General features: G+C 50.7%; 15 protein-coding genes. 9 read left to right on the top strand and 6 right to left on the bottom strand.

Annotation, left to right across the window (positions count from 1 at the left end; translation table 11 throughout):
- Positions 1-15 precede the first annotated feature (15 nt).
- On the top strand, positions 16-264 hold the full coding sequence (locus OC597_RS02560) for a YdgH/BhsA/McbA-like domain containing protein (protein WP_261252014.1): 249 nt from the start codon (positions 16-18) through the stop codon (positions 262-264).
- Positions 265-344: 80 nt separating this feature from the next.
- Here OC597_RS02560 and OC597_RS02555 read toward each other — a convergent pair whose 3' ends face one another.
- Complete coding sequence (locus tag OC597_RS02555) at positions 345-2,384, bottom strand: choline transporter (protein ID WP_262207302.1); 2,040 nt, start codon at positions 2,382-2,384, stop codon at positions 345-347.
- 414 nt (positions 2,385-2,798) lie between these two features.
- On the opposite strand from OC597_RS02555, the gene betI reads away from it, so the two are divergent.
- The 3 genes from betI to betA all read left to right on the top strand — a co-directional run bounded on the left by betI (position 2,799) and on the right by betA (position 6,753).
- Complete coding sequence (betI, locus tag OC597_RS02550; protein WP_261284024.1) at positions 2,799-3,395, top strand: transcriptional regulator BetI; 597 nt, start codon at positions 2,799-2,801, stop codon at positions 3,393-3,395.
- Positions 3,396-3,415: 20 nt separating this feature from the next.
- Positions 3,416-4,888, top strand: coding sequence for a betaine-aldehyde dehydrogenase (gene betB, locus OC597_RS02545; RefSeq protein ID WP_261462154.1), 1,473 nt, complete (start codon positions 3,416-3,418; stop codon positions 4,886-4,888).
- Positions 4,889-5,085: 197 nt separating this feature from the next.
- Positions 5,086-6,753, top strand: coding sequence for a choline dehydrogenase (gene betA / locus OC597_RS02540; protein WP_262207298.1), 1,668 nt, complete (start codon positions 5,086-5,088; stop codon positions 6,751-6,753).
- A 156-nt stretch (positions 6,754-6,909) separates the two neighbouring features.
- Here betA and OC597_RS02535 read toward each other — a convergent pair whose 3' ends face one another.
- From OC597_RS02535 to OC597_RS02525, 3 genes are all read right to left on the bottom strand, one after another.
- A complete protein-coding gene (locus tag OC597_RS02535; RefSeq protein WP_262207297.1) occupies positions 6,910-8,532 on the bottom strand; it encodes an FMN-binding glutamate synthase family protein in 1,623 nt (540 codons plus the stop codon).
- A 172-nt stretch (positions 8,533-8,704) separates the two neighbouring features.
- Entirely contained in the window at positions 8,705-9,295 is a 591-nt protein-coding gene (locus tag OC597_RS02530; RefSeq protein ID WP_061807054.1) for a LuxR family transcriptional regulator, read from the bottom strand.
- A gap of 22 nt (positions 9,296-9,317) precedes the next feature.
- Complete coding sequence (locus OC597_RS02525) at positions 9,318-10,034, bottom strand: EAL domain-containing protein (RefSeq protein ID WP_261252020.1); 717 nt, start codon at positions 10,032-10,034, stop codon at positions 9,318-9,320.
- A gap of 516 nt (positions 10,035-10,550) precedes the next feature.
- Between OC597_RS02525 and OC597_RS02520 the strand changes: the two genes are divergently transcribed.
- The 4 genes from OC597_RS02520 (at position 10,551) to OC597_RS02505 (ending at position 15,515) form a co-directional block, all read left to right on the top strand.
- A complete protein-coding gene (locus OC597_RS02520) occupies positions 10,551-11,090 on the top strand; it encodes a fimbrial protein (protein WP_099064187.1) in 540 nt (179 codons plus the stop codon).
- Positions 11,091-11,139: 49 nt separating this feature from the next.
- Entirely contained in the window at positions 11,140-11,826 is a 687-nt protein-coding gene (locus OC597_RS02515) for a fimbrial biogenesis chaperone (RefSeq protein WP_261252021.1), read from the top strand.
- A gap of 96 nt (positions 11,827-11,922) precedes the next feature.
- Entirely contained in the window at positions 11,923-14,433 is a 2,511-nt protein-coding gene (locus OC597_RS02510) for a fimbria/pilus outer membrane usher protein (RefSeq protein ID WP_262207293.1), read from the top strand.
- Positions 14,434-14,441: 8 nt separating this feature from the next.
- Positions 14,442-15,515 carry a fimbrial protein gene (locus OC597_RS02505; protein ID WP_262207291.1) on the top strand — a complete coding sequence of 358 codons (1,074 nt, stop codon included), beginning with the start codon at positions 14,442-14,444 and terminating at the stop codon, positions 15,513-15,515.
- A gap of 86 nt (positions 15,516-15,601) precedes the next feature.
- Here OC597_RS02505 and OC597_RS02500 read toward each other — a convergent pair whose 3' ends face one another.
- A complete protein-coding gene (locus OC597_RS02500; protein WP_261462159.1) occupies positions 15,602-16,057 on the bottom strand; it encodes a helix-turn-helix domain-containing protein in 456 nt (151 codons plus the stop codon).
- Positions 16,058-16,692: 635 nt separating this feature from the next.
- On the opposite strand from OC597_RS02500, the gene OC597_RS02495 reads away from it, so the two are divergent.
- Entirely contained in the window at positions 16,693-19,896 is a 3,204-nt protein-coding gene (locus tag OC597_RS02495; RefSeq protein ID WP_262207289.1) for a DUF4214 domain-containing protein, read from the top strand.
- A 61-nt stretch (positions 19,897-19,957) separates the two neighbouring features.
- Here the strand turns inward: OC597_RS02495 and mqo are convergent, their stop codons facing one another.
- A complete protein-coding gene (gene mqo, locus OC597_RS02490) occupies positions 19,958-21,535 on the bottom strand; it encodes a malate dehydrogenase (quinone) (RefSeq protein WP_262207287.1) in 1,578 nt (525 codons plus the stop codon).
- Between the last annotated feature and the right edge of the window lie 122 nt (positions 21,536-21,657).

The following is a 21,657-nucleotide window of genomic DNA, read 5'->3' as shown; positions in this document are numbered from 1 at the left end:
CGTGAGGTATTTATCATGAAAAATCTTATCTTGGCAGTAGTCTTGACCTGCCTCAGCGGAGCCGCATTGGCTGCAGCGCCAGTAACGGCGGAAAACGCTCAACAACTGCAGAAAATCGGCGTGGTCTCCAGTCAGGCGTCAACGTTGAATGACTTTGAGCAAGCGATCGCCGCAGATGCCAAGCAACAGGGGGCCAGCGGTTATCGTATCACCTCGGTCACCGTCAACAATCATGTCTACGGCACGGCGAATCTGTATAAATAGGGAAGAACATGGCGGGATGTAAAGAACAAAGAAGATGAGAAGGGGCGCAGCCAGGCTGAGCCCCTTTAATTTTTATCGGGTTACATACCCGGGAAGGTCAGGGTATTCCCCGGCGCCTCGCGGTGGATGTGCACAAAGTTCAGGTGTTTTTCGTACTGATCGAGGATATCGCCGATTACCTGTTCCTTGCTGTAGTCCATCAGGTCATTGCCCTGAGTGCCTTCCATCAGGAAGGTTTCCAACCGATAGTAGTGTGATTTGCCGGAGCGGGCGCGATAGGTAAAGCCCGGCACGGAGTAACGCTGTGGCCAGATTTGGTAGGTAAAGTTCTGCTCCTCGCCCAAATGCACCAGCAACTCCAGATGGTTTAAACGCTCATCTTCGGTTGGTGGCACCTCACTGAACTCCACTTTGGCACCGCGCAACTCCAGCTCACGCGCCACTTCCTGCATCGCCGGTCGGCAACGGGTATCCATCATTTTCTGCGTGTATTGGGTACCCGGATAATTCATCACCCGTGACAGGCGCTGTTTCCAGTTCAACACGTCATTGCTGGACACCGGCATCGGTGCAGTCGTATTCAGGGCGCTGGCCTTGCGGTAATCCTCTACCCGCAGCGATTTATACAGCCCGGCCATCACAAAGAAGATCACAAAGCTGAACGGCAGGCCCATGATCACCGTGGTTTTTTGCAGCGCGGGCACGCCGTCGGTCATCAACATACCTATGGTCAGCAGGCCAATCGCTACCGACCAGAAAATACGCAGCCAGTTGGGGGCATCATTGTTGATGTCGCTCAGGCGCGAGGTGAAGTTACCCAGCACCAGCGAACCGGAGTCTGCCGAGGTGACGTAAAACAGCAGGCCAGTGATAGTCGCCACCGAGGCGCTGAAGGTAAAGCCCGGGTACTGCGCCAGCAGGCTGTAGAAACCGCGTTCCGGGTACTGCATCACTTCCTGCGCGAAGGCGGCGTTGCCGTGAATAATCTGGTACAGCGCGCTGTTACCGAAGATCGACAGCCACAGCAGGGTAAACACGAAAGGAATAATCAGCGTGCCGACCACAAACTGGCGGATGGTACGCCCGCGTGAAATTCGCGCCAGGAACAGGCCGACAAAGGGTGCCCAGGCTACCCACCAGGCCCAGAAGAACAGGGTCCAGTTGTTCATCCACTCTACCGGACGATCGAAGGCGAAGCTGTTAAGCGTCATACCCATAAAGCGGTTGACGTAATCGCCGACGTTGAGCACCAGTGCATTAAGCAGGAACTCGGTATCGCCGAAGAACAGCACGAACAGGATCAACCCCAGCGCCAGCAGCACGTTGAGCTCGGAAAGAATACGGATGCCCTTGTTGACGCCGGAGGTCACCGAAATGGTGGCCATGATCACCGACAGCAGGATCAGCGCGGCCTGAACCGTCAGGTTTTCCGGTATGTGGAACAGGACTTTCAGCCCGTAGTTCAACTGCACCACGCCAATGCCGAGCGTGGTGGCGATACCGAAGATGGTGCCCAGTACCGCAGCAATATCAACGCTGTGGCCGATCGGTCCGTTAATGCGCTTGCCGAAGATCGGGTACAGCGCCGAACGGATGGTCAGCGGCAGGTTATAGCGGTAGCTGAAGTAGCCAAGAGCGATACCCATCAGCGCATACATCGACCAGCCGGTCAGCCCGTAGTGGAACAGCGTCCAGACCATCGCCTGGCGCGCGGCTTCCAGCGTCTGGCCCTGGCCTTCCGGCGGCATCATATATTGTGTCACCGGTTCGGCGACCGAGAAGAACATCAGATCGATGCCGATACCGGCGGCAAACAGCATCGCTGCCCAGCTCATCAGGCTGAATTCGGGTTTTGACTGCTCAGGCCCGAGCTTGATTGATCCAAAGCGTGAAGCGGCGATAAACACCACAAATACGATGTACAGGGTAGCGGCCAGCAGGTAGTACCAGCCGAAGGTAGTGGAAACCCAATTCAGGGTGCGAGTGATCCATCGCCCGGAGAAATCGGTAAAAAAGATGGTCATCAGCGAGAAGGCCAGGATCAGCCCCGCCGAGGTGAAGAAAACCACCGGATTAAGGCCATCCTTTTGTGGTTTTGAGGAGGTTTCGCGTGTTGTCATCGTCTTCCTCTGTTTTTTAACAACTGAGTAAAATCGTGCCCACACACCAGCCTGAACGACACGCAGGTGTCGCCCGGAAACAGTGCGGATAAAAACGCCGCGGCAATTGCTGTTCTGCTTGCCAAAAGTTGCCGCTTTGTTTGTTAACGAAACGGGAAATCGTTTCGTGGTGGGAACCGCTTACAGACACTGATTTTGGTCAGATTCGTTAAATACCTCACGAAAATCAGCCAGTTCCACAACCGAAAAGTACATATTTGTAACCAAGCGGTAATAAAATATATGCAATTTTTATTGAACGTTCAATCAAAAAAAAGTTTAATAGTTGCCATGAAGACCAAGTTCAGCAGGCGGAAAGACGGTGAAACCCCGCCGCTGAGACGAGGCCGAAGTCGGTTTTGTGAGAGTCGAATTATGCCAAAGGTAGGAATGCAGCCGATCAGAAGGCAGCAGTTGATAGATGCCACGCTGGCCGCAGTCAATGAAGTTGGAATGCATGACGCCACCATTGCGCAGATAGCGCGACGGGCGGGCGTTTCCAACGGCATTATCAGCCACTATTTCAAGGACAAGAACGGCCTGCTGGAAGCCACAATGCGCTATTTGATTAGCCATTTGGGCGAGGCGGTGAAGCTGCGGTTGCAGGCGTTGAGCGACCACAGCCCGGCATCACGGCTGCAGGCGATCGTCGCCGGTAACTTCGACGACAGTCAGATCAACAGCGCGGCGATGAAAACCTGGTTGGCCTTTTGGGCCAGCAGCCTGCACCAACCGCAGCTTAACCGGCTGCAACAGGTGAACGGTCGCCGTCTGTATTCCAATCTGTGCGCTGAATTTAGCCGCAAACTGCCGAAGGCGCAGGCACGGCTGGCGGCTAAAGGGCTGGCGGCATTGATCGACGGTTTGTGGTTACGCAGCGCGTTGCGCGGTGCGGCGTTTAATCAGGCACAGGCGATTGCGCTCACTACCGATTACATTACGTTTCAACTCCGGGGGCACACGCCACCCTGAGGACAACCCAAGGAGAACCTATGTCCCGTTTTGGCTTACAGAAGCTCTATATTAATGGTGCCTATGTAGACAGTACCGATGGAAAAACCTTCAACGCAGTGAACCCGGCGAATGGCGAAGTGCTTGCCGAGATCCAGTCCGCCAGCGCTGAAGACGTCAACCGTGCGGTTGCCAGCGCAGCCAGTGGACAGAAGGTATGGGCGGCGATGACGGCGATGGCACGTTCTCGTATCCTGCGTCGTGCGGTGGATATTCTGCGTGAGCGCAACGACGAACTGGCCGCGCTGGAAACGCTGGATACCGGCAAGGCAATGTCGGAAACCACGGCGGTAGATATTGTCACCGGTGCCGACGTGCTGGAATATTACGCTGGCCTGATCCCGGCTATCGAAGGGCAGCAGATCCCGCTGCGTGACACTTCTTTTGTTTATACCCGCCGCGAGCCGCTGGGCGTGGTGGCCGGTATCGGTGCCTGGAACTACCCGATTCAAATTGCCTTGTGGAAGTCTGCGCCAGCGCTGGCCGCGGGCAACGCCATGATCTTCAAACCGAGTGAAGTGACTTCTTTGACGGCGCTGAAGCTGGCCGAGATCTACACCGAAGCCGGCCTGCCGGACGGCGTGTTCAATGTGGTCACCGGCAGTGGTGCAGAAGTTGGTCAGTACCTGACCGATCATCCGGGCATCGCCAAGGTGTCGTTCACCGGCGGTGTGAAAACCGGCAAAAAAGTGATGGCTAACGCCTCCGGCTCGACGCTGAAAGAAGTCACCATGGAACTGGGCGGTAAATCGCCGCTGATCATCTTTGATGACGCCGACCTGGATCGCGCCGCCGATATTGCCATGATGGCCAATTTCTACAGCTCCGGCCAGGTGTGCACCAACGGTACCCGCGTGTTTGTACCGGCAGCGCTGCAGGCGCAATTCGAAGCCAAAATTCTCGAGCGGGTAAAACGCATTCGTCTGGGTGATCCTACCGATCCGCAAACCAATTTTGGCCCGCTGGTCAGCTTCGCGCACATGGAGTCGGTGCTGCGCTTTATCGAAAGCGGCAAGAACAGCGGCGCGCGTCTGCTGTGCGGTGGTGAGCGTGTGACGACCGGTGAATTTGCCAAAGGGGCTTATGTGGCCCCGACGGTATTTACCGATTGCCGTGACGAGATGGAAATCGTGCGTGAAGAGATCTTCGGGCCGGTCATGAGCATCCTCAGCTATCACAGCGAAGAAGAAGTGATCCGTCGCGCCAACGATACTACCTTTGGCCTGGCTGCCGGGGTCGTCACTAACGATCTGACCCGCGCCCACCGGGTGATCCACCAACTGGAAGCCGGCATCTGCTGGATTAACACCTGGGGCGAGTCGGCGGCGGAAATGCCGGTCGGCGGCTACAAGCAGTCTGGCGTCGGTCGAGAAAACGGCCTGATGACGCTGGAGCACTACACCCAGATCAAATCAGTGCAGGTCGAGCTGGGCGAATATATTTCCATCTTTTAAACACCCCATTATCGATTAAATGCTTGTCCGGGCATCCTAAGCTATTAATCATAAAAATATATACCCAATGGATTTCAAGTCACAGCTAGGCGGCAAGTGCGGGAGTCCCCAGGAGCTTACTTAAGTAAGTGACTGGGGTGAGCGCATGCAGCCAACAACGCTGTGGCTTGAAAGACGAAGGGGATAAGGAGATATCGATGGAATACGATTACATTATCATCGGGGCCGGCTCTGCCGGTAACGTATTAGCCACCCGTTTGACCGAAGACGCTGACGTCAGCGTGCTGCTGCTGGAAGCTGGCGGCCCGGACTATCGGATGGATTTTCGCACTCAGATGCCAGCCGCGTTGGCATTCCCGTTGCAGGGCCGCCGTTACAACTGGGCCTATGAAACCGACCCAGAGCCGCACATGGACAACCGTCGCATGGAATGTGGTCGTGGTAAGGGACTGGGCGGTTCATCGCTAATTAATGGCATGTGTTACATCCGCGGTAACGCGATGGATTTCGACAACTGGGCGAAGGCACCGGGTCTGGAAGACTGGAGCTACCTGGATTGTCTGCCGTATTTCCGCAAGGCGGAAACCCGCGATATCGGTCCGAATGATTTCCACGGCAGCGAGGGTCCGGTCAGCGTGACCACGCCGAAGGCCGGTAATAACGAGTTATTCCACGCGATGGTGGAGGCTGGCGTGCAGGCGGGTTATCCGCGTACCGATGACCTTAATGGTTACCAGCAGGAAGGCTTCGGCCCGATGGATCGTACCGTAACGCCGAAAGGCCGTCGTGCCAGCACCGCCCGCGGTTATCTGGATCAGGCGCGTTCCCGCCCTAATTTGAAGATTGTGACCCATGCGCTGACCGACCGCATCCGTTTCGACGGCAAGCGGGCGGTGGGCGTTGATTACTTGCAGGGTGAGGGCAAGGAGATCACCCACGCGCGTGCGCGTCGGGAAGTGCTGCTGTGTGCCGGGGCGATCGCGTCACCTCAGATTTTGCAACGTTCCGGCGTGGGTCCGGCCTCCCTACTTAACCGTCTGGACATTGAGCTGGTGCACGATCTGCCGGGCGTGGGTGAGAACCTGCAGGACCACCTGGAAATGTACTTGCAGTATGCCTGTAAAAAACCGGTTTCGTTATACCCGGCGCTGCAATGGTTTAACCAGCCAAAAATTGGCGCGGAATGGCTGTTCAACGGCAGCGGCATTGGCGCCAGCAACCAGTTTGAAGCCGGTGGCTTTATCCGCAGCCGTGAAGAGTTCGCCTGGCCGAACATTCAGTATCATTTCCTGCCGGTGGCGATTAACTACAACGGCAGCAATGCGGTGAAAGAGCACGGTTTTCAGGCTCACGTCGGTTCGATGCGCTCGCCGAGTCGCGGCCGGGTACAGGTGAAATCTAAAGATCCGCGCCAGCACCCGAGCATTCTGTTCAACTACATGGCGACAGAGCAGGACTGGCAAGAGTTCCGCGATGCCATCCGCATCACGCGTGAAATCATGGCTCAGCCAGCGCTGGATGAGTATCGGGGGCGTGAAATCAGCCCAGGGCCGGAAGTTCAGACCGACGAACAGTTGGATGCTTTTGTGCGTGAGCATGCCGAAACTGCCTTCCATCCTTCCTGTTCATGCAAAATGGGTGAAGACGAGATGGCGGTGGTAGATGGGCAGGGCCGGGTGCACGGCATGGAAGGGCTGCGGGTGGTGGACGCGTCGATTATGCCACTGATCATTACCGGCAATCTGAATGCCACTACCATCATGATCGCCGAGAAAATTGCCGATCGTATCCGCCAGCGCACGCCGCTGCCGCGCAGCACCGCCGAATATTACGTGGCCGGTGACGCCCCGGCGCGCAAGCCGTAACCGACATGTCCTCTCGCCGCTAAGGGGCAGGGCTGCCGTAGCAAGCAACCCCTCTCCAAAGTCCTTCCCTGAGGCGAGGGGACAATCCATCCCCGTCATTTTTCAAGCTGTAAATGTGTCACCCCACTTCTGTAGGGGACAATATATTTGTCCCGTTTAAGCCGGCAGGGCGATCGCCTGATCGAAACTGTTGGGTGTTGCCATGCGCCACATGCGCGCATAGAAATCGCTTTCGATCTCTTTTTGCAGCAGTGCACCGGGTTCCAAATAATAGTAGATGTCGGCGTAGACTTTGATTTCCGTTGAAGTAATGCGGCGCAGCATATGGTGCGAGGTCAGCTGTTCCGGGCGACTGACCCCGGCTGCTGCCAACATTTCGGCCAGCGCTTTCACCGTATTCTGGTGGAAATGATAAACGCGTTCCGCCTTGTTCGGCACCACCAGCGCTTTCTGTCGTAGCGGATCCTGGGTGGCGACACCGGTTGGGCAGTGATTGGTGTGGCAAGTCTGTGACTGGATGCAGCCGACGGCAAACATAAAGCCACGCGCGGAGTTCACCCAATCGGCACCCAGTACCAATACGCTGGCGATGTCGAAGGCGCTGATGATTTTGCCGCTGGCACCCACTTTGACTTTGTCGCGCAACCCGCAGCCGACCAAGGTGTTATGCACGAACAGTAACCCTTCGCGCAGCGGCATGCCCATATAGTTGGACAGCTCAAGCGGCGCGGCACCGGTCCCACCTTCTTTACCGTCTACCACGATAAAGTCCGGCAATATTTGGGTTTGCAGCATGGCTTTGACGATGGCGACAAACTCCCATGGGTGGCCGATACACAGCTTGAAACCTACGGGTTTGCCGCCGGAGAGCTCGCGCAGTTGCTGAATGAAATGCATCATTTCTACCGGGGTGCTGAAGGCACTGTGTGAGGCCGGAGAAATGCAGTCGACCCCTTCAGGTACGCCGCGCGTCGCGGCAATTTCTGCATCCACTTTTTTAGCCGGCAGAATGCCGCCATGGCCCGGTTTTGCGCCTTGGCTGAGTTTGATTTCAATCATTTTGACCTGTGGGCTTTTGGCCTGCTCGGCAAAGCGCTGCGGATCAAAATGACCGTCGCCGGTACGGCAACCAAAATAACCACTGCCCAGTTCCCACACCAGGTCGCCGCCATTCTCACGGTGATAGCGGCTAATGCTGCCTTCGCCGGTGTCGTGGTAGAAATTGCCCTTGGCTGCCCCCAGGTTAAGAGCACGAATGGCATTGGCTGACAGCGCGCCGAAACTCATGGCGGAGATGTTGAAAATAGAGGCGGAGTAGGGCTGGCTGCAGCCTGGGCCGCCGATCGCCACGCGAAAACTGGTCGGGTCGGACACCTCTACCGGGCGCATGGAATGGCCGATGCATTCATAGCCGGTTTGATAAACATCCAACTGGGTGCCGAACGGTTTGTCACCCATCTCGTTTTTGGCTCGACGATAGACCAACGTGCGTTGGGTACGTGAGAACGGGATCTGCGCGTTATCTTCTTCCAATAAATACTGGCGTATTTCCGGGCGGATAAATTCGAAGAAAAAGCGTAGACGGCCGATAATCGGGTAGTTACGGCAGATAGCGTGGCGCTGTTGGGTCAGATCGTAAATACCCAATGCGCTCAGACCACCAAAAATGAGGGTCGGCAGCCAAAACCAGGGCTGGTGTGGCAATAGTGCCAATGACACCAGTGTCAGCAAGAGACTCAACACAAGACAGGTATAACGGCTGAATAAGGATGACTTCATAACATCTCCTGATGTTTTTATGATCCAGACGACATGGCTCACGGGATAATTCCGTGGCTGGATCCTAACCAACAGGCAGGAGTGTTATGTGGCTGTTACTGCTTTATCGTTTATTGTTACATTAATTTAACGTAACCGACGGGAGCAGGCCGCCGGGCGGCGGCCTGAAGGTTCACTTACTGGCGACGAAGATAGTGCTCATGCTGCGCAAACGCAGTTTTTTCATCGCACTGTATTTCTGAGAGAAAATGGTTTTGGGATGGGTGCCACGTTTTTGGGCAATATGCAGCAGGCTGTCACCACGCAGCAAATTGAAAATAACGTCACTCTCCGCCGGGCTGAGTTCCCGGGTTTTCTGCATTTTTATCCCGCCGGGCTCTTTGCTTTCCAACAGGTTTTGTATTTTTTCCTGCAGCGAATAAAGTGGGATACGCGTAGAGACCAATTCAACGGAAATCCCCAGGATCGATAATAACTTCACTACGCGCTCGTCGTCATAAAACACCAGCAGGCGTGTTTTTGAGTTGTATTGCTGATGCAAAGACACCAGGCTTTCAATGACGTTGACGCTTTGTTCCAGATTTTGCGAGGTGAAGATCAGCGCGATATCGTGCTTAATTATTTTCTCCGCCTTGGCTCCGCCGTGCATAAAATCCGAAAACAGTCTGATATCGTACTTACCGTAATGTTTTTTCAGTAATACCGAAAGGCCGACATAGCTGTACTTACACTCACTAATAACAAGGACATTGTTTTTAGACATAATGGCAAACACCCATAATGAGTTAAAAGTATTCAGCTGTAAGAAGCGAGTTCAAATCCTTGATGTCGGATTCCTTCCACAGCTTTCCCTGCAGTGCGTAATATGGCATTTCGTCCAGCCATCTTTTATGTTCGGGAGTTTCTACCCCTTCGATAATCACCTTGTAATGATTAAGGTGAAAAAAACGCAATAAAGCGCGCATTAAACCGTCACCGCCGGACTTTTTCATAAAGTCCCACAACAAAAAACGGTCGAGTTTAACGAAGCGGAACTGGCTGTTATACAACGCCGAAAAACCCGCGTAGCCAGAACCAAAGTCATCGAGCCAAAATGAATAGCTCTTGAGTGAGGGATCGCCATGGACACGATCTTTTACCAGTCGGGTTGAGTTCTCACTGATTTCGAAATGAATACAGCGAGTAGCACTGATTCTTTCTGCAAAATGGCTATTGGCCAAAGATCTCAGTGAATGGTCATCCACATTTAATGTCGCTATGACCTGATTTTCGCGAAACCAGTGATTATATTTCTCTATCAGACTGACCTGCTCTAACAGGATCTCAATCCGGGTGGCACTATCGGCAGTACGAAAGAACTGTTCAGGAGAAAAATGTGCATATTCACTATTAAAAGTGAATCGTGACAGGCACTCAACGGCCAGCAGTTGTCCGGATTTTGCGAACATTGGCTGAAAAACATAATTAATTCCGTTATTTTTCTCTCTAAAAGAACTGCGCATTCCTCAATCCCTTGATTGATATACAAGTATCTGTTTTATAACGAAAATAAAATAAAATTCAGTCTATTTATGGGTAAATGTCTTATTTGATAAAGCCAGGATGAGCAAAGTCGCTCACAGACCTTTAAACACGCCATTTGTCGCGAAGTCGAAATCACTCAAAAGGTAATAAAATGTTAATAAACGGAATAATGTGCTGTTAATCAGGCCTTAAGGCAAGATGTCCAACTGCATGCCTTTCTAAAACACAGATTATTCCTATTCGATTGAATCGTCAACATCGATCGATAGGTATTTGTTGATAGTTTATTCCTATCAAGAGGGGGGTTATGAATGTTTTAAACGATTTAACAATAAGAATGCGCTTAGTCTATATTTCGTCCGGCAATGGGTTCATCGAGGCAACATTCCTTTTAAGCAAGGAGTGCTATCGCTGAGTGTATGCTCAGTGCCGGGTCGTTATATATTCATCTATCACTGAATCGATTATTTTATTGTTTTTCTATGGAGCTGGAAATGAAAAAAGTATTATTGCCTTTGGCCGCACTGGTATTGTCTGTAACTGCTTCCAATGCAATGGCAGCAAATGGCACCGTTAAATTCACCGGTGAAATCAAACAGTCTACTTGTGAAGTAACTAGCGATACTCAAAATAAAGAAGTTTACCTGGGCACCTACCCAACTTCTGCTTTTGCAAATATCGGTGATAAATCTGCATCTAAAGCTTTCCAGATCTCTCTGGACAAATGTGATGCTGGCGATTACAGCCTGCGTTTCGACGGTAACACCGTTGCCGGCAACCCAGACCTGCTGTCCGTAAGCAACGTTGGCGGTACCGGTACTGCGGCAACTGGCGTGGGCATCGAAATCACCGATAACAACAACAAGCCTTTCGCTATCGGCGATGGCTCTAACATCAAAGATGACGTTGCTAAAGTTACCGTTGATGCATCAGGTAAAGCGACCTTCAATCTGCAAGCTCGCTACCGTTCATTCAGTGCTGTGACTGCTGGTCTGGCTAACGCTACCAGCCCGTTCACCATCGAATACAAATAATCGACCTTTTAGGACATTGACGGCCAAGGATGGCCCGTAGAGGAAACCGATGAAAAAGTTCTTTGCTGCTCTGCTGATGCTGGGCACTTTTAGCAGCTACGCCGGGATCCAGGTTGATGCCACCCGCGTGATCTATAACGGCACTGATAAGTCCGCCTCACTGCCAATTCATAATGACGCTGCTGAAGCCTATATGGTGCAGACCTGGCTGGATACTGGTGACAGAAATCAGGTACCGAAGAATTTGCCGATTGTGGTTGTTCCCCCGATCCTGAAATTGGACGGCGCGAAAACGGCAATCTTGCGTTTTATCTATTCCGGCAATGGCTTCCCGCAGGATAAAGAAACTCTGCTGTGGATTAACGTGCAGGAAATACCACCGGCACCGAAGCTGGAAAATGTACTTCAGGTTGCGGTACGTACCCGAATCAAACTTTTTTACCGCCCGACGACGTTGAAAACCACGTTGGACGAGCAGGTGAAAAAATTGCGTTGGCAGCGTGAAGGTTCACGTTTGCTGGCGATTAACGATGGCCCTCTGCATATTACTTTTGGGGCTCTGCATTTGAAAAATAGCGCGGGAAAAACCGTGGATGTGGACGCCAATATGGTGAACCCAGGCGATCGTCTGTCGATTGATATCCCCGCGGGCGCTAACGTTAATAATAAGATTTCCTTCAGTTATATCAACGATTTTGGCGGTAGAACGGAAGTCAAGGACGTTCCAGTACAATAAGAGAGACAGGGAATGGTATATCAACGGAAAGTAGCATGCGGAATGACGCGGCTGACAAAGTTCATCCGGATTGCAATTATTGCCGCCGGTGCGCCAATGTTATGGAGTGAGGCGGCGCTGGCAGACTTTAATATGTCGTTTGTGCACGGCAATGAAAACCTGAGCAACGCTGAAGCTGTTGCTCAGGGTGATGCTTTGCAGCCGGGCGTCTACCCATTTGATATTTATGTCAACCTGAACCAGGTCGATCATAAAGATATTACTTTTCGTCAGGCCAAGGGACAGGCTGCATCTCAGCCCTGCCTTAAAGTTGAAGATCTGCTGAACTACGGCATTAAACTGCCGCAGACTCTGCCAGCGGGTAGCTGTGTTGATTTACCTGCAGTGATCAAAGACGCCACCGTCAGCTATGATGCGGGGGTGCAGCAGATCAATATCTCCGTGCCGCAGACCATGATGGAACTGAGCGCCAGAGGCGCAATCCCGGCCAGCATGTATGACGAAGGCATTAATGCTCTGTTCGCCAACTATACTTTCAATTATAACAAGAACAGTTATAGCCGTGATGATGCCGATGGCAGCGAATACACCTTCCTGTCGTTGAACAGTGGCGTCAATCTCGGAAGATGGCGCCTTCGTAACAACTCCACCCTGGATAAGCAGAGTGGCAGCAGCTCCAACTGGACCAACATCTCTTCCTGGGCAGAAACGGATATTGCGCCATGGCGTAGCCGTCTGATCATGGGGCAGGCCAGTACCAACAATAACGTGTTCAACAGTTTCCAGTTCCGCGGTGTGCAATTGTCCAGCGTGGACGATATGTTGCCAGACAGCCTGCGCGGTTATGCGCCGGTGGTTCGTGGTATTGCTGCGACCAACGCCCGAGTAGAGATCCGCCAGAATGGCTATGTCATCTACAGCACTAACGTGGCTCCGGGTCCTTTCGAGATCCATGACGTTTATCCGCATACCAACAACGGTGACCTGAACGTCACGGTTAACGAAGCCGACGGTTCACATAAAAGTTTCAGTGTGGCTTATTCCTCTGTGGCTAACATGCTGCGTGAAGGCATTTGGAACTTCCAGCTGACTGCCGGTAAATACCATAACGGTAACGGTGGCTATCAGCCTAATTTGATTCAGGGCACGCTGGCACGCGGCTTAAATTATGGCCTGACGCCTTTTGGCGGGGTCGTTATGGCTGAGCATTATCGCTCCGCCGCACTGGGCATCGGTAAAAGTCTTGGCTCATGGGGGGCAGTGTCGGTAGATGGGTCTATTTCAGATACCGAGCTGGCTAACGGCGATCGCAAGCAAGGTCAGAGCTTCCGCTTCCTGTATTCCAAATCTTTGAACCAGATGGGCACCAACTTCCAACTGGCGGGTTACCGCTATGCGACTTCCGGCTATTACGATCTGGGCGATGCAGTCGAAGAACGTAACCGCTGGCGCAATGGGGTCTACGCCAATGACTATTGGGATCCCAACGATCTGAAACCCGGTCAACCTTCCTGGAGTAACAACCAGAAGCGTACCCGCTATACCGCCCGTTACGGCAATAAACGTGAGCGTGTTGAACTGTCGCTCAGCCAGCAGCTGTGGGCGGGTGCCAGCCTGTATGCCAACGTTAGCCATCAGAACTATTGGGGGGTGTCGGGTAACGATCGCACCGTTCAGTTAGGCTATAACGACGGTTATAAACGCATTTCTTACGGTGTCTATGTCCAGGATACTCGTGGACAGTACGGCTATTCCGATCGCAGCGTAAACTTTACCGTTTCTATGCCACTGGATTGGGGTCAGAACAATAATTCGACCACGGCCAACTTCAGTGCGGCACACAGCAAGCAAAGTGGCGACAGCTATTCCACCGGCATCAGCGGTACCATGCTGGACGACCGTCGTATGAACTACTCGGTCTCTACCGGCCACACGCAATCTTCCGGTCAGAGCAGTAACCTGAACCTCGGTTACAGCAGCAGCGTGGGTAACATTGATGGTAGTTACGCGTATAGCTCTAATTATCGTCAGGCAGGGGTAGGCCTGTCGGGTGGTCTGCTGGTGCATTCCGGTGGGGCAACCTTAACGCAACCGCTGCAGAACACCATTTTGTTGGTTGAAGCCAAAGACGCCAAAGGCGTACGTCTGGAAAACCAACCGGGCGTGACGATTGACCGCTTCGGTTATGCCGTAGTGCCATCGGCAAACCCATACCGCTTCAACTATGTTGCGTTACGCACCGAAGATTTCGGCCCAGGCCTGGACGTGCCTATTGCCAGTAAACAAGTGGTGCCAACCGAGAAGTCGGTGGTTAAGGTGACCTTTGATACCTTCAAAGGGGTCAGTCTGTTGATTCATGCTCAACTTGGGGATAACAACTATCCTGCCATTGGTGCCGGCGTGTTCAATGAAGATGGCCGCAACAGCGGGACCGTGGGGCTGAATGGCGATACCTATGTTTCTGGTGTGAAACCAGGTGAAAAACTGACCATTAAATGGGGCCCGAAAGCCGATCAGCAGTGCGTACTGCCGATCCCGGCCAGCGTGGGTAATCAACAAACTGGTATGGGATATCAGGAACTGACTCTGCAATGCCAAAAACTGTAAGGTGCACCATGAACTTGAGCAAATTCGGACGAAATACACTTCTGTCACTGGTGGCATTGGCAGGGTTGGCGATGGCGCAGCAGGCAGCGGCAATGCAGTGCCGGTTCGGTAACTCGACCGGTTCCAGCAACCCAACCGGTAGTGTCACACAGGATATTGACGTTGGACGAGCGATTGTTTTGGCCGCCAGTGATTTCGTTAAAGGCAATCTAATCTGGCGTTCGCAGAACTTTACCTCAACCTTTACCTGCTGGGACACCGATGGTCATCCGCAGGGGGAACATGCTTATATTTACTGGAACCCGCAGAACTCCTTCGGCGCGCTGGATAAATCGCTGGAAATTGGGGTTTCGATCAACGGGCGTGACTATGATGCTATTAACCTCAAACAGAGTTCAAACCGGCCAACCGGCCCTGACCTGGGGCCGGGAACCGTTCGTACTAACGGTAGAAATAAAGCGGCCCCTCAGGCAGTAACTGCCAGTTATTCGGTGTATATCAAAGCCACTGGCGTTAAACCCCCTGCGGGCAATTTTGCGCCATTGGCACGAGCATCATTGTTCCAGATTGACGGTGAGTTGGGGCTGAATGCGACTAAAGACAGTAACTTTAATGCTTATATTAAAGGGCTGGACAAGATCCGCGTGATCCAGTGCAATCCACAAATCAGCGTGTTGGCGAATAATGGTGCCAGCGTCGATTTTGGTGTGCTGAGTACCTCCAGTGCCAAAACCGGCACCGTTGCTAAACAGGTTCCGTTTGCTATCAAAGCCACGTTGAACGGCGGTGAATGTGCGGGACAATCGTTGCAGGCCAGCTTTAGCAGCACCAATGCCGATCCGTCGGATAACACGCAGATTCTGCCAACCACCAAGCCGGGTGTAGCGATTTTCCTGACCCAGCAACGTGACACCAACAAAAAGCCGATCCCTCTGCAGACCAACGTAGACTTTGGCGGGGTATTGCAGGACAAGCAGAACGAAGTGTCGGAAACCTTCATCGCCAACCTGAAATGGCTGACGAACAATCCAACGCCTGGGGTGTTTAACGCCACGGCTAACGTAGACGTCACGTTCAAATAAGCAGTACTGCAATAAAAATGCCGTCCCTTTTAAAACACCAGTTCGGTGCTTAAAAGGGGCGGCATTTTGTTATCTTGAGAGGGCCGCTATTGCCCCATCCAATTACCACATTTGCCATCCAGACATTTACCCGCATACCACAGATGCACGCCCGGTGACTCGTGACGATGCCCGTTCAGCGGCTCGATAGCCTGTGGGCGCATTTCTGCCACATCCCAGCGCGTGGTGCGGCGATACACCGCCGGTGTTTTACCGAACTGCTTTTTAAACGCGCGTGAAAATGATGGCTGAGAATCAAAGTGGAACTGCAGAGCGATATCGAGAATAGGGCGTGGGCTTGAACGCAGTGCCTGCGCAGCTTGCGACAGGCGACGTTCACGGATATAACTGCCCAGCGCATGACCGGTGGTACTGCGGAACATCCTTTGCAGATGCCATTTGGAGTAGCCCGACTTCGCCGCTACGTTGTCTAACAGCAACGGTTGATCCAGGTGATTTTCAATCCAGTCCAGCAAATCGTGAATGATATTGACGCGATCCATTGTTTAAGTTCTCCCGCAGTACGACGTTCAGCTCACAGAGTAGGTAAGAGTAATTATCCAAGCTAGTTCTTTGATAATAGATGATGCTTATGGTTTTGCAAGCACAATCTTGTTAATTTTGTAAGACATATTTTTATGTGCATCTATGTGGTGTCATAAAGTATCAGAGCATAAGATAAGTTCATCTACACTGGTTACCTGCTGATTAATTAAGATATATAGTAATTAAGTCATATCTTGATTGTTAATAGTTTCACTTTGAATAATGTTGCTATTTTATTTCATCCCCTTTCTTGACATATCTAATTTATTAACCTTTTATTAATTGGTGTTATTACATCAAATTTTTATGGTTTTTTTTAATTTGATGTTTTATATGCAATTTTTAAATGTTACTGGCAGGATGCGGCCGTTGTTTATCAGTAGCAAGAACCTATTCTTTTGAATAACGTTTTCGCTATTTAAGCCAAACTTGTCGATTTGGTCGTGGTAGGTATTGGGGCGTGGTTTGAAAATGGCGCCTGTACAGTACAGAGCTTTCACGGCAATGGTAGCATCTTAACGCAATGTATTATTTTATTTTTGCACGTTCAACAAGGTTGTAATAGCGATTTTTTAAATAATCTGGGGGAATTATGGCTTCACTAGCATATCAAAAGATGGTCGCCACTTTTTATTATGGCATTCTTGGCGTTAAATCAAATATTTACGAAATTGACCGTGTAGCTGCTGAAGTGGAGCGAGGTGAACTCACCGCGACTGGGCTGGCGAGAAAATTACTCGACTCGGAAACTGGGCATGAAATGTACGATGGGTATTCTGATAGCTCAGTGATCACTGCAATTGCTCGATCTATTTTTGGCCGTGCTTCTGGTGATCAGCCATACTACAATGATTTGTATTCACTACCATTGGACGAGGCTCTTGCGAAATTAATGTCTTATATTAATATGTATAAGACAGGTGAGTCTGCAACAGGCAGCCATTATTCAGCAAAAGCAAAGGTTGATAAGGTTGTTAATGAAATACTTTATCCAACGGTGAATCAGGCAGCTGATGCGCATGGCGCTCAGGATGTTTTTTCACTTTATTATGTTATTGGCTCTGTCGCTGTTGCAAGTGGGATCAGCTTTTGGGGGGATGTACTAAATAGTGGAAAGATGACCTTAGAACAGGTCGCTCAAAAATTCATCTACGATAGAGCCTATCTCACCGTTCTGGATAACACTCAGTTTATCGAGCGGCTCTTTATGCAAGGATTTAAAAGAGAGCCAAGTCAAAGTGAGCTGACTAAGTATTTGCATGAGCTGGAACATGGGAGCCGAAGAGGTGATATTCTTGTCGATATTATTAACTCTTTACGGGATCCTGTTACACCTGCAGATCAGGCTGCTAAAGATAAGTTTATAGCGAATACAACAGTATTTCACAAGCAGGGTGAGCTACCAGCATTAAATTATCAAGAGCAGGTATCAGCGTTGTATTTGGCTATACCGCACAGAAACATTGACTCTGGTGGCTTAGATAACTGGAGTAAATACCTTGAAAAAGGTCGGAGCTATAAAGATCTGGCAGAGTTGTTGCTCGGGTCGGCCGAGTTTATGCGCAAAGGTGCACAGCTTAATGGAAATGAATTTATACAACATATTTTTAAAGAGTTACATGGACGCAATGCTACTGCTAGCGAACTAAGTCATTATGCAGGGTTAGGGGCGAAAAATGATATTGCAATTGCGATCATTTTTGACTTGAGAAATAACATAGCGACTGATAATGAGAGCAGCATAGCTCAGCACGCTTTTGAACGAGATATTGGTACCAGCTTGATGTATGAAACCGTTCTTATATTAGGGAGGGACAATACAAGTACGGTTAACTCTGGCGTGAAACATGTTCTAAGCAATGCCGAAATTGCTGTACTTACAAATGTCGCTATAGATCCTAATCAGTTTGATGGTAGCACTAATGATCTTTCGTTTGCCGACCACCTAAAATATTTAACCATTGACAGCGTCGGGGCTTATGATATTAAGGCAGGCACGGTTAAACTGTCGAACAATGGTGTGAGCGAGGGGGTAACTATCAATAGTGGCATGTCTGCGCTTAATTTCTATGGAAGTAATGGTGGTGACTACTTCAACGACTATGCCTTACATTATTTTGGCGTCGCGAACTATAGATTCGGTGCGGGAGATGATGTCCTATACTGGGGTGGAAATTCCCAAAGCATGCGCGCTAGTTTTAATAACATAAAAGGTTTTGTTTATTTCGATGGAGGGGCTGGTAATAATATAATCTCGGCAAACTATATTGAAAAGGTCATTACCATCTATTACAACGGTATCAGCCGACACACCGAAATTTCATCTCACGTTGAGTTTTATAAAAACTTCCAACAGATAGAGCTGGATGGCTATCTCGGCGGGTTTTTTTACCGTGCTCAATATGAACCAGGAGGCCAAATATCTAATGAGAGTCAGCTCACGGACCTCTTTGGCGGGGTGTTAGATATGGGGGTTCTGACGGGAAATGCATCATTAGATTTTATCGATGCTCCAGGTGTCGTCACACAGGCAGCTAAAAATACTGCACTTGGTGAGAAAGGTTTTGTTTTGGGCAGTAGAGATGCCTATTACACATTTAAAACAGGGGTGCTACCGACGGAAATACCTGCGGATGCATACTTGAATGATATAGGCGTTCGTATTATTAATATACAAAGCTCTAAAATGGCTTATCTGGAGGTGCAAGGGAATGGGCAGGGGAGCAGAGATACCATCACATTCTCATTTATGCCTGATGTAACTGAAAAATTTGATATTAAGTTTAATGCATCTTCTTCTGCATTAGTTGACGCGGGTTATATTGGTATAAAGAGTCAACAAAGTGATGGTCCAAGCGGAGTGGGTTTGAAAACGATTAATATCGACTCGTCAGGGTTTGGAGAATTTGCCAACAAATTGGGATTGCATGATACGAGTTCAAAAATAGGCAACACCGATAGATATTTTCCAGGAAAACTACAGGTAGAAACGGTGAATATCACCGGTGACCATAAGATGTTGTTAACTTTGAAAGAAGGCTATAAGACCGTGCATACTATTGATGCTACCAATAATAGCGCTGGGGTCAAAATTGACAGTAGCGCGACGGGAGGCTCAGGTAACGGTGTAGTGGTAAATTTACTTCATTCATTGTCTCTAACCGATGGCAATTTGGCTTTGTGGGATGGTGTATTAGAGAATCAGGGATTGAACGGTGAGCTACTTAACATCAAAGGCAGCCAGGCGGATGATCTGTTCATGTTGACGAATAATACCACGGTGACGGGCGGGGGGGGACGAGACACCTTCAAGATTCAACCTGGCTCCGCCACTACAGGCATTACAATCAACGATTTCCAGGCGCAGCAGGATATTATCCTCGATACCATCAAAGACGATTACTACTTCAGTAAGGTAACGCTGATCTCCAATAACAGCAGTAATACTAAGGTGGCGGATTACGGTGTCGGCAATGATGCCGATGTGGTTAGCCAACTGGCGGGGATCGCGGGGAATGTCGTTGGTGGGGCTCTGGGTTTGTTGAAGGCATTATTGCACCTTGATACTGGGCTAAGCAGTAAAGTAGGGATTGCATCCATTGAACATGGCAATGGTAAATCGGACAGCTTTTTGATTATCGACAGAAATGGCAATCAGCAATTGGACGATCAGGATGGTGTGGTACTGCTTAAGGATCAAATTCATAATGATTTAATAAACAGTTTGTTCTTTAAAACAGATGTCAATTTAACCCCAAGGATACAAGACACACATTATGACGAGTTATTTAGTTAAATTCGGTCAGTAAACCATGTCAATAAAAAGGCCGCTTTGCGGCCTTTTTATTTCGGGAAGATCAGTTGGTTTCCGGCTTCACTTCGATATAGTCCAACTGCAATACGCTGCTGGTATAGCCACGGATCTTGTTGGTCATTTCAATATCGCCGTTCAGCTTGTGGCCGTAGGACGGAATGATCTCTTTCAGTTTGCTCTGCCATTCCGGCGTCGCCACTTTATCTTTGAACACGGTTTCCATCAGGTGCAGCATGATCGGCGCGGCAGTAGATGCGCCCGGAGAGGCACCCAGCAGAGCGGAGATGCTGCCATCCTTGGCGCTGACCACTTCGGTACCGAACTGCAGCAAGCCGCCTTTTTCATCATCTTTCTTGATGATCTGCACGCGTTGGCCAGCGGTCCACAGCTTCCAGTCCGCCTGTTTGGCTTCAGGGAAATATTCTTTCAGCGCGGCGAAACGGTCGTCGTCGTTCATCATCAACTGACCCACCAGGTATTTCACCAGGTCGAAGTTATCCAGCCCGACATGCGTCATTGGCATCAGGTTGGAGGTGCTCAGGGAATGCAGCAGATCGAACAGTGAACCGTTCTTCAGGAACTTGCCGGAGAAGGTGGCGAACGGCCCGAACAGCAAGACCTGCTTGCCATCCAGCATGCGGGTGTCCAGGTGCGGAACCGACATCGGTGGTGAACCTACGCTGGCCAGACCATAAACCTTGGCCAGGTGTTGGTTAGCGATTTCCGGGTTGGTGGTGACCAGGAACTGACCGCCGACCGGGAAGGCGCCATAGCCCTCGGCTTCGGGAATACCGGATTTCTGCAGCAGTGTCAGAGAGGCACCGCCCGCGCCGATAAACACGAACTTGGCATTAACGCTGGTTTCTTTACCGTCACGGTTCAGATCGGCCACGGTTACGCGCCAGGTGTTGTCGGCATTACGTTTGATATCGCGTACTTCATGGCTCAGGTTCAGCTTGAAGTTTGGGTTTTTGGTCAGGGTATCCACCAGTTGGTGGGTGATCACGCCAAAGTTCACGTCGGTGCCCAGCGGCATGCGGGTGGCGGCAATCTTTTGCGTCGGATCGCGGCCGTCCATCACCAGTGGGGCCCACTGTTTAATTTGGTTGGCGTCTTCAGAGTACTCCATACCACGGAACAGGGTGCTGTGCTGCAGTGCCGCGTAGCGTTTGCGCAGGAAGTTGACGTTATCGTCACCCCAGACAAAGCTCATGTGCGGTACGCTGTTAATAAAGGATTTTGGATCTTTCAGGACGTTATTTTTAACCTGATAAGACCAGAATTGACGAGAGATTTCAAAAGACTCGTTCACCACCACGGCTTTACTGATATCGATGCTGCCGTCTTTTTTTTCTGGGGTGTAGTTCATTTCGGCAAAGGCTGAATGACCGGTACCGGCGTTATTCCAGCCGTTGGAGCTTTCTTCCGCTACGCCATTCATGCGCTCATACATGTCGATGGACCAGTTTGGCTCCAGCTCGTGCAGGTATGTCCCCAGTGTGGCGCTCATGATGCCACCCCCGATCAGAACCACATCAACGGTCTTATTCTCTTCTGCTGCGGCCTGTTGCGTGACGCCAAACAGGTTCAGACAGAAAATCAGGACGAGTAATTTTCTCATTAATTCAAATCTCTTGTGTGTAAATTCTACTCATTGCAGGTGAAAGAATTTATTGGGGGCTACCCTGGAAATAAGTGAAACCAACCTGCCCGGCAAAACCGAATTGCAGTGATAATGTCTTT

This window comes from Serratia proteamaculans, assembly GCF_946227095.1.
Classification (GTDB): domain Bacteria; phylum Pseudomonadota; class Gammaproteobacteria; order Enterobacterales; family Enterobacteriaceae; genus Serratia; species Serratia proteamaculans_E.
This window is presented reverse-complemented; position numbering and strand designations above follow the sequence as displayed.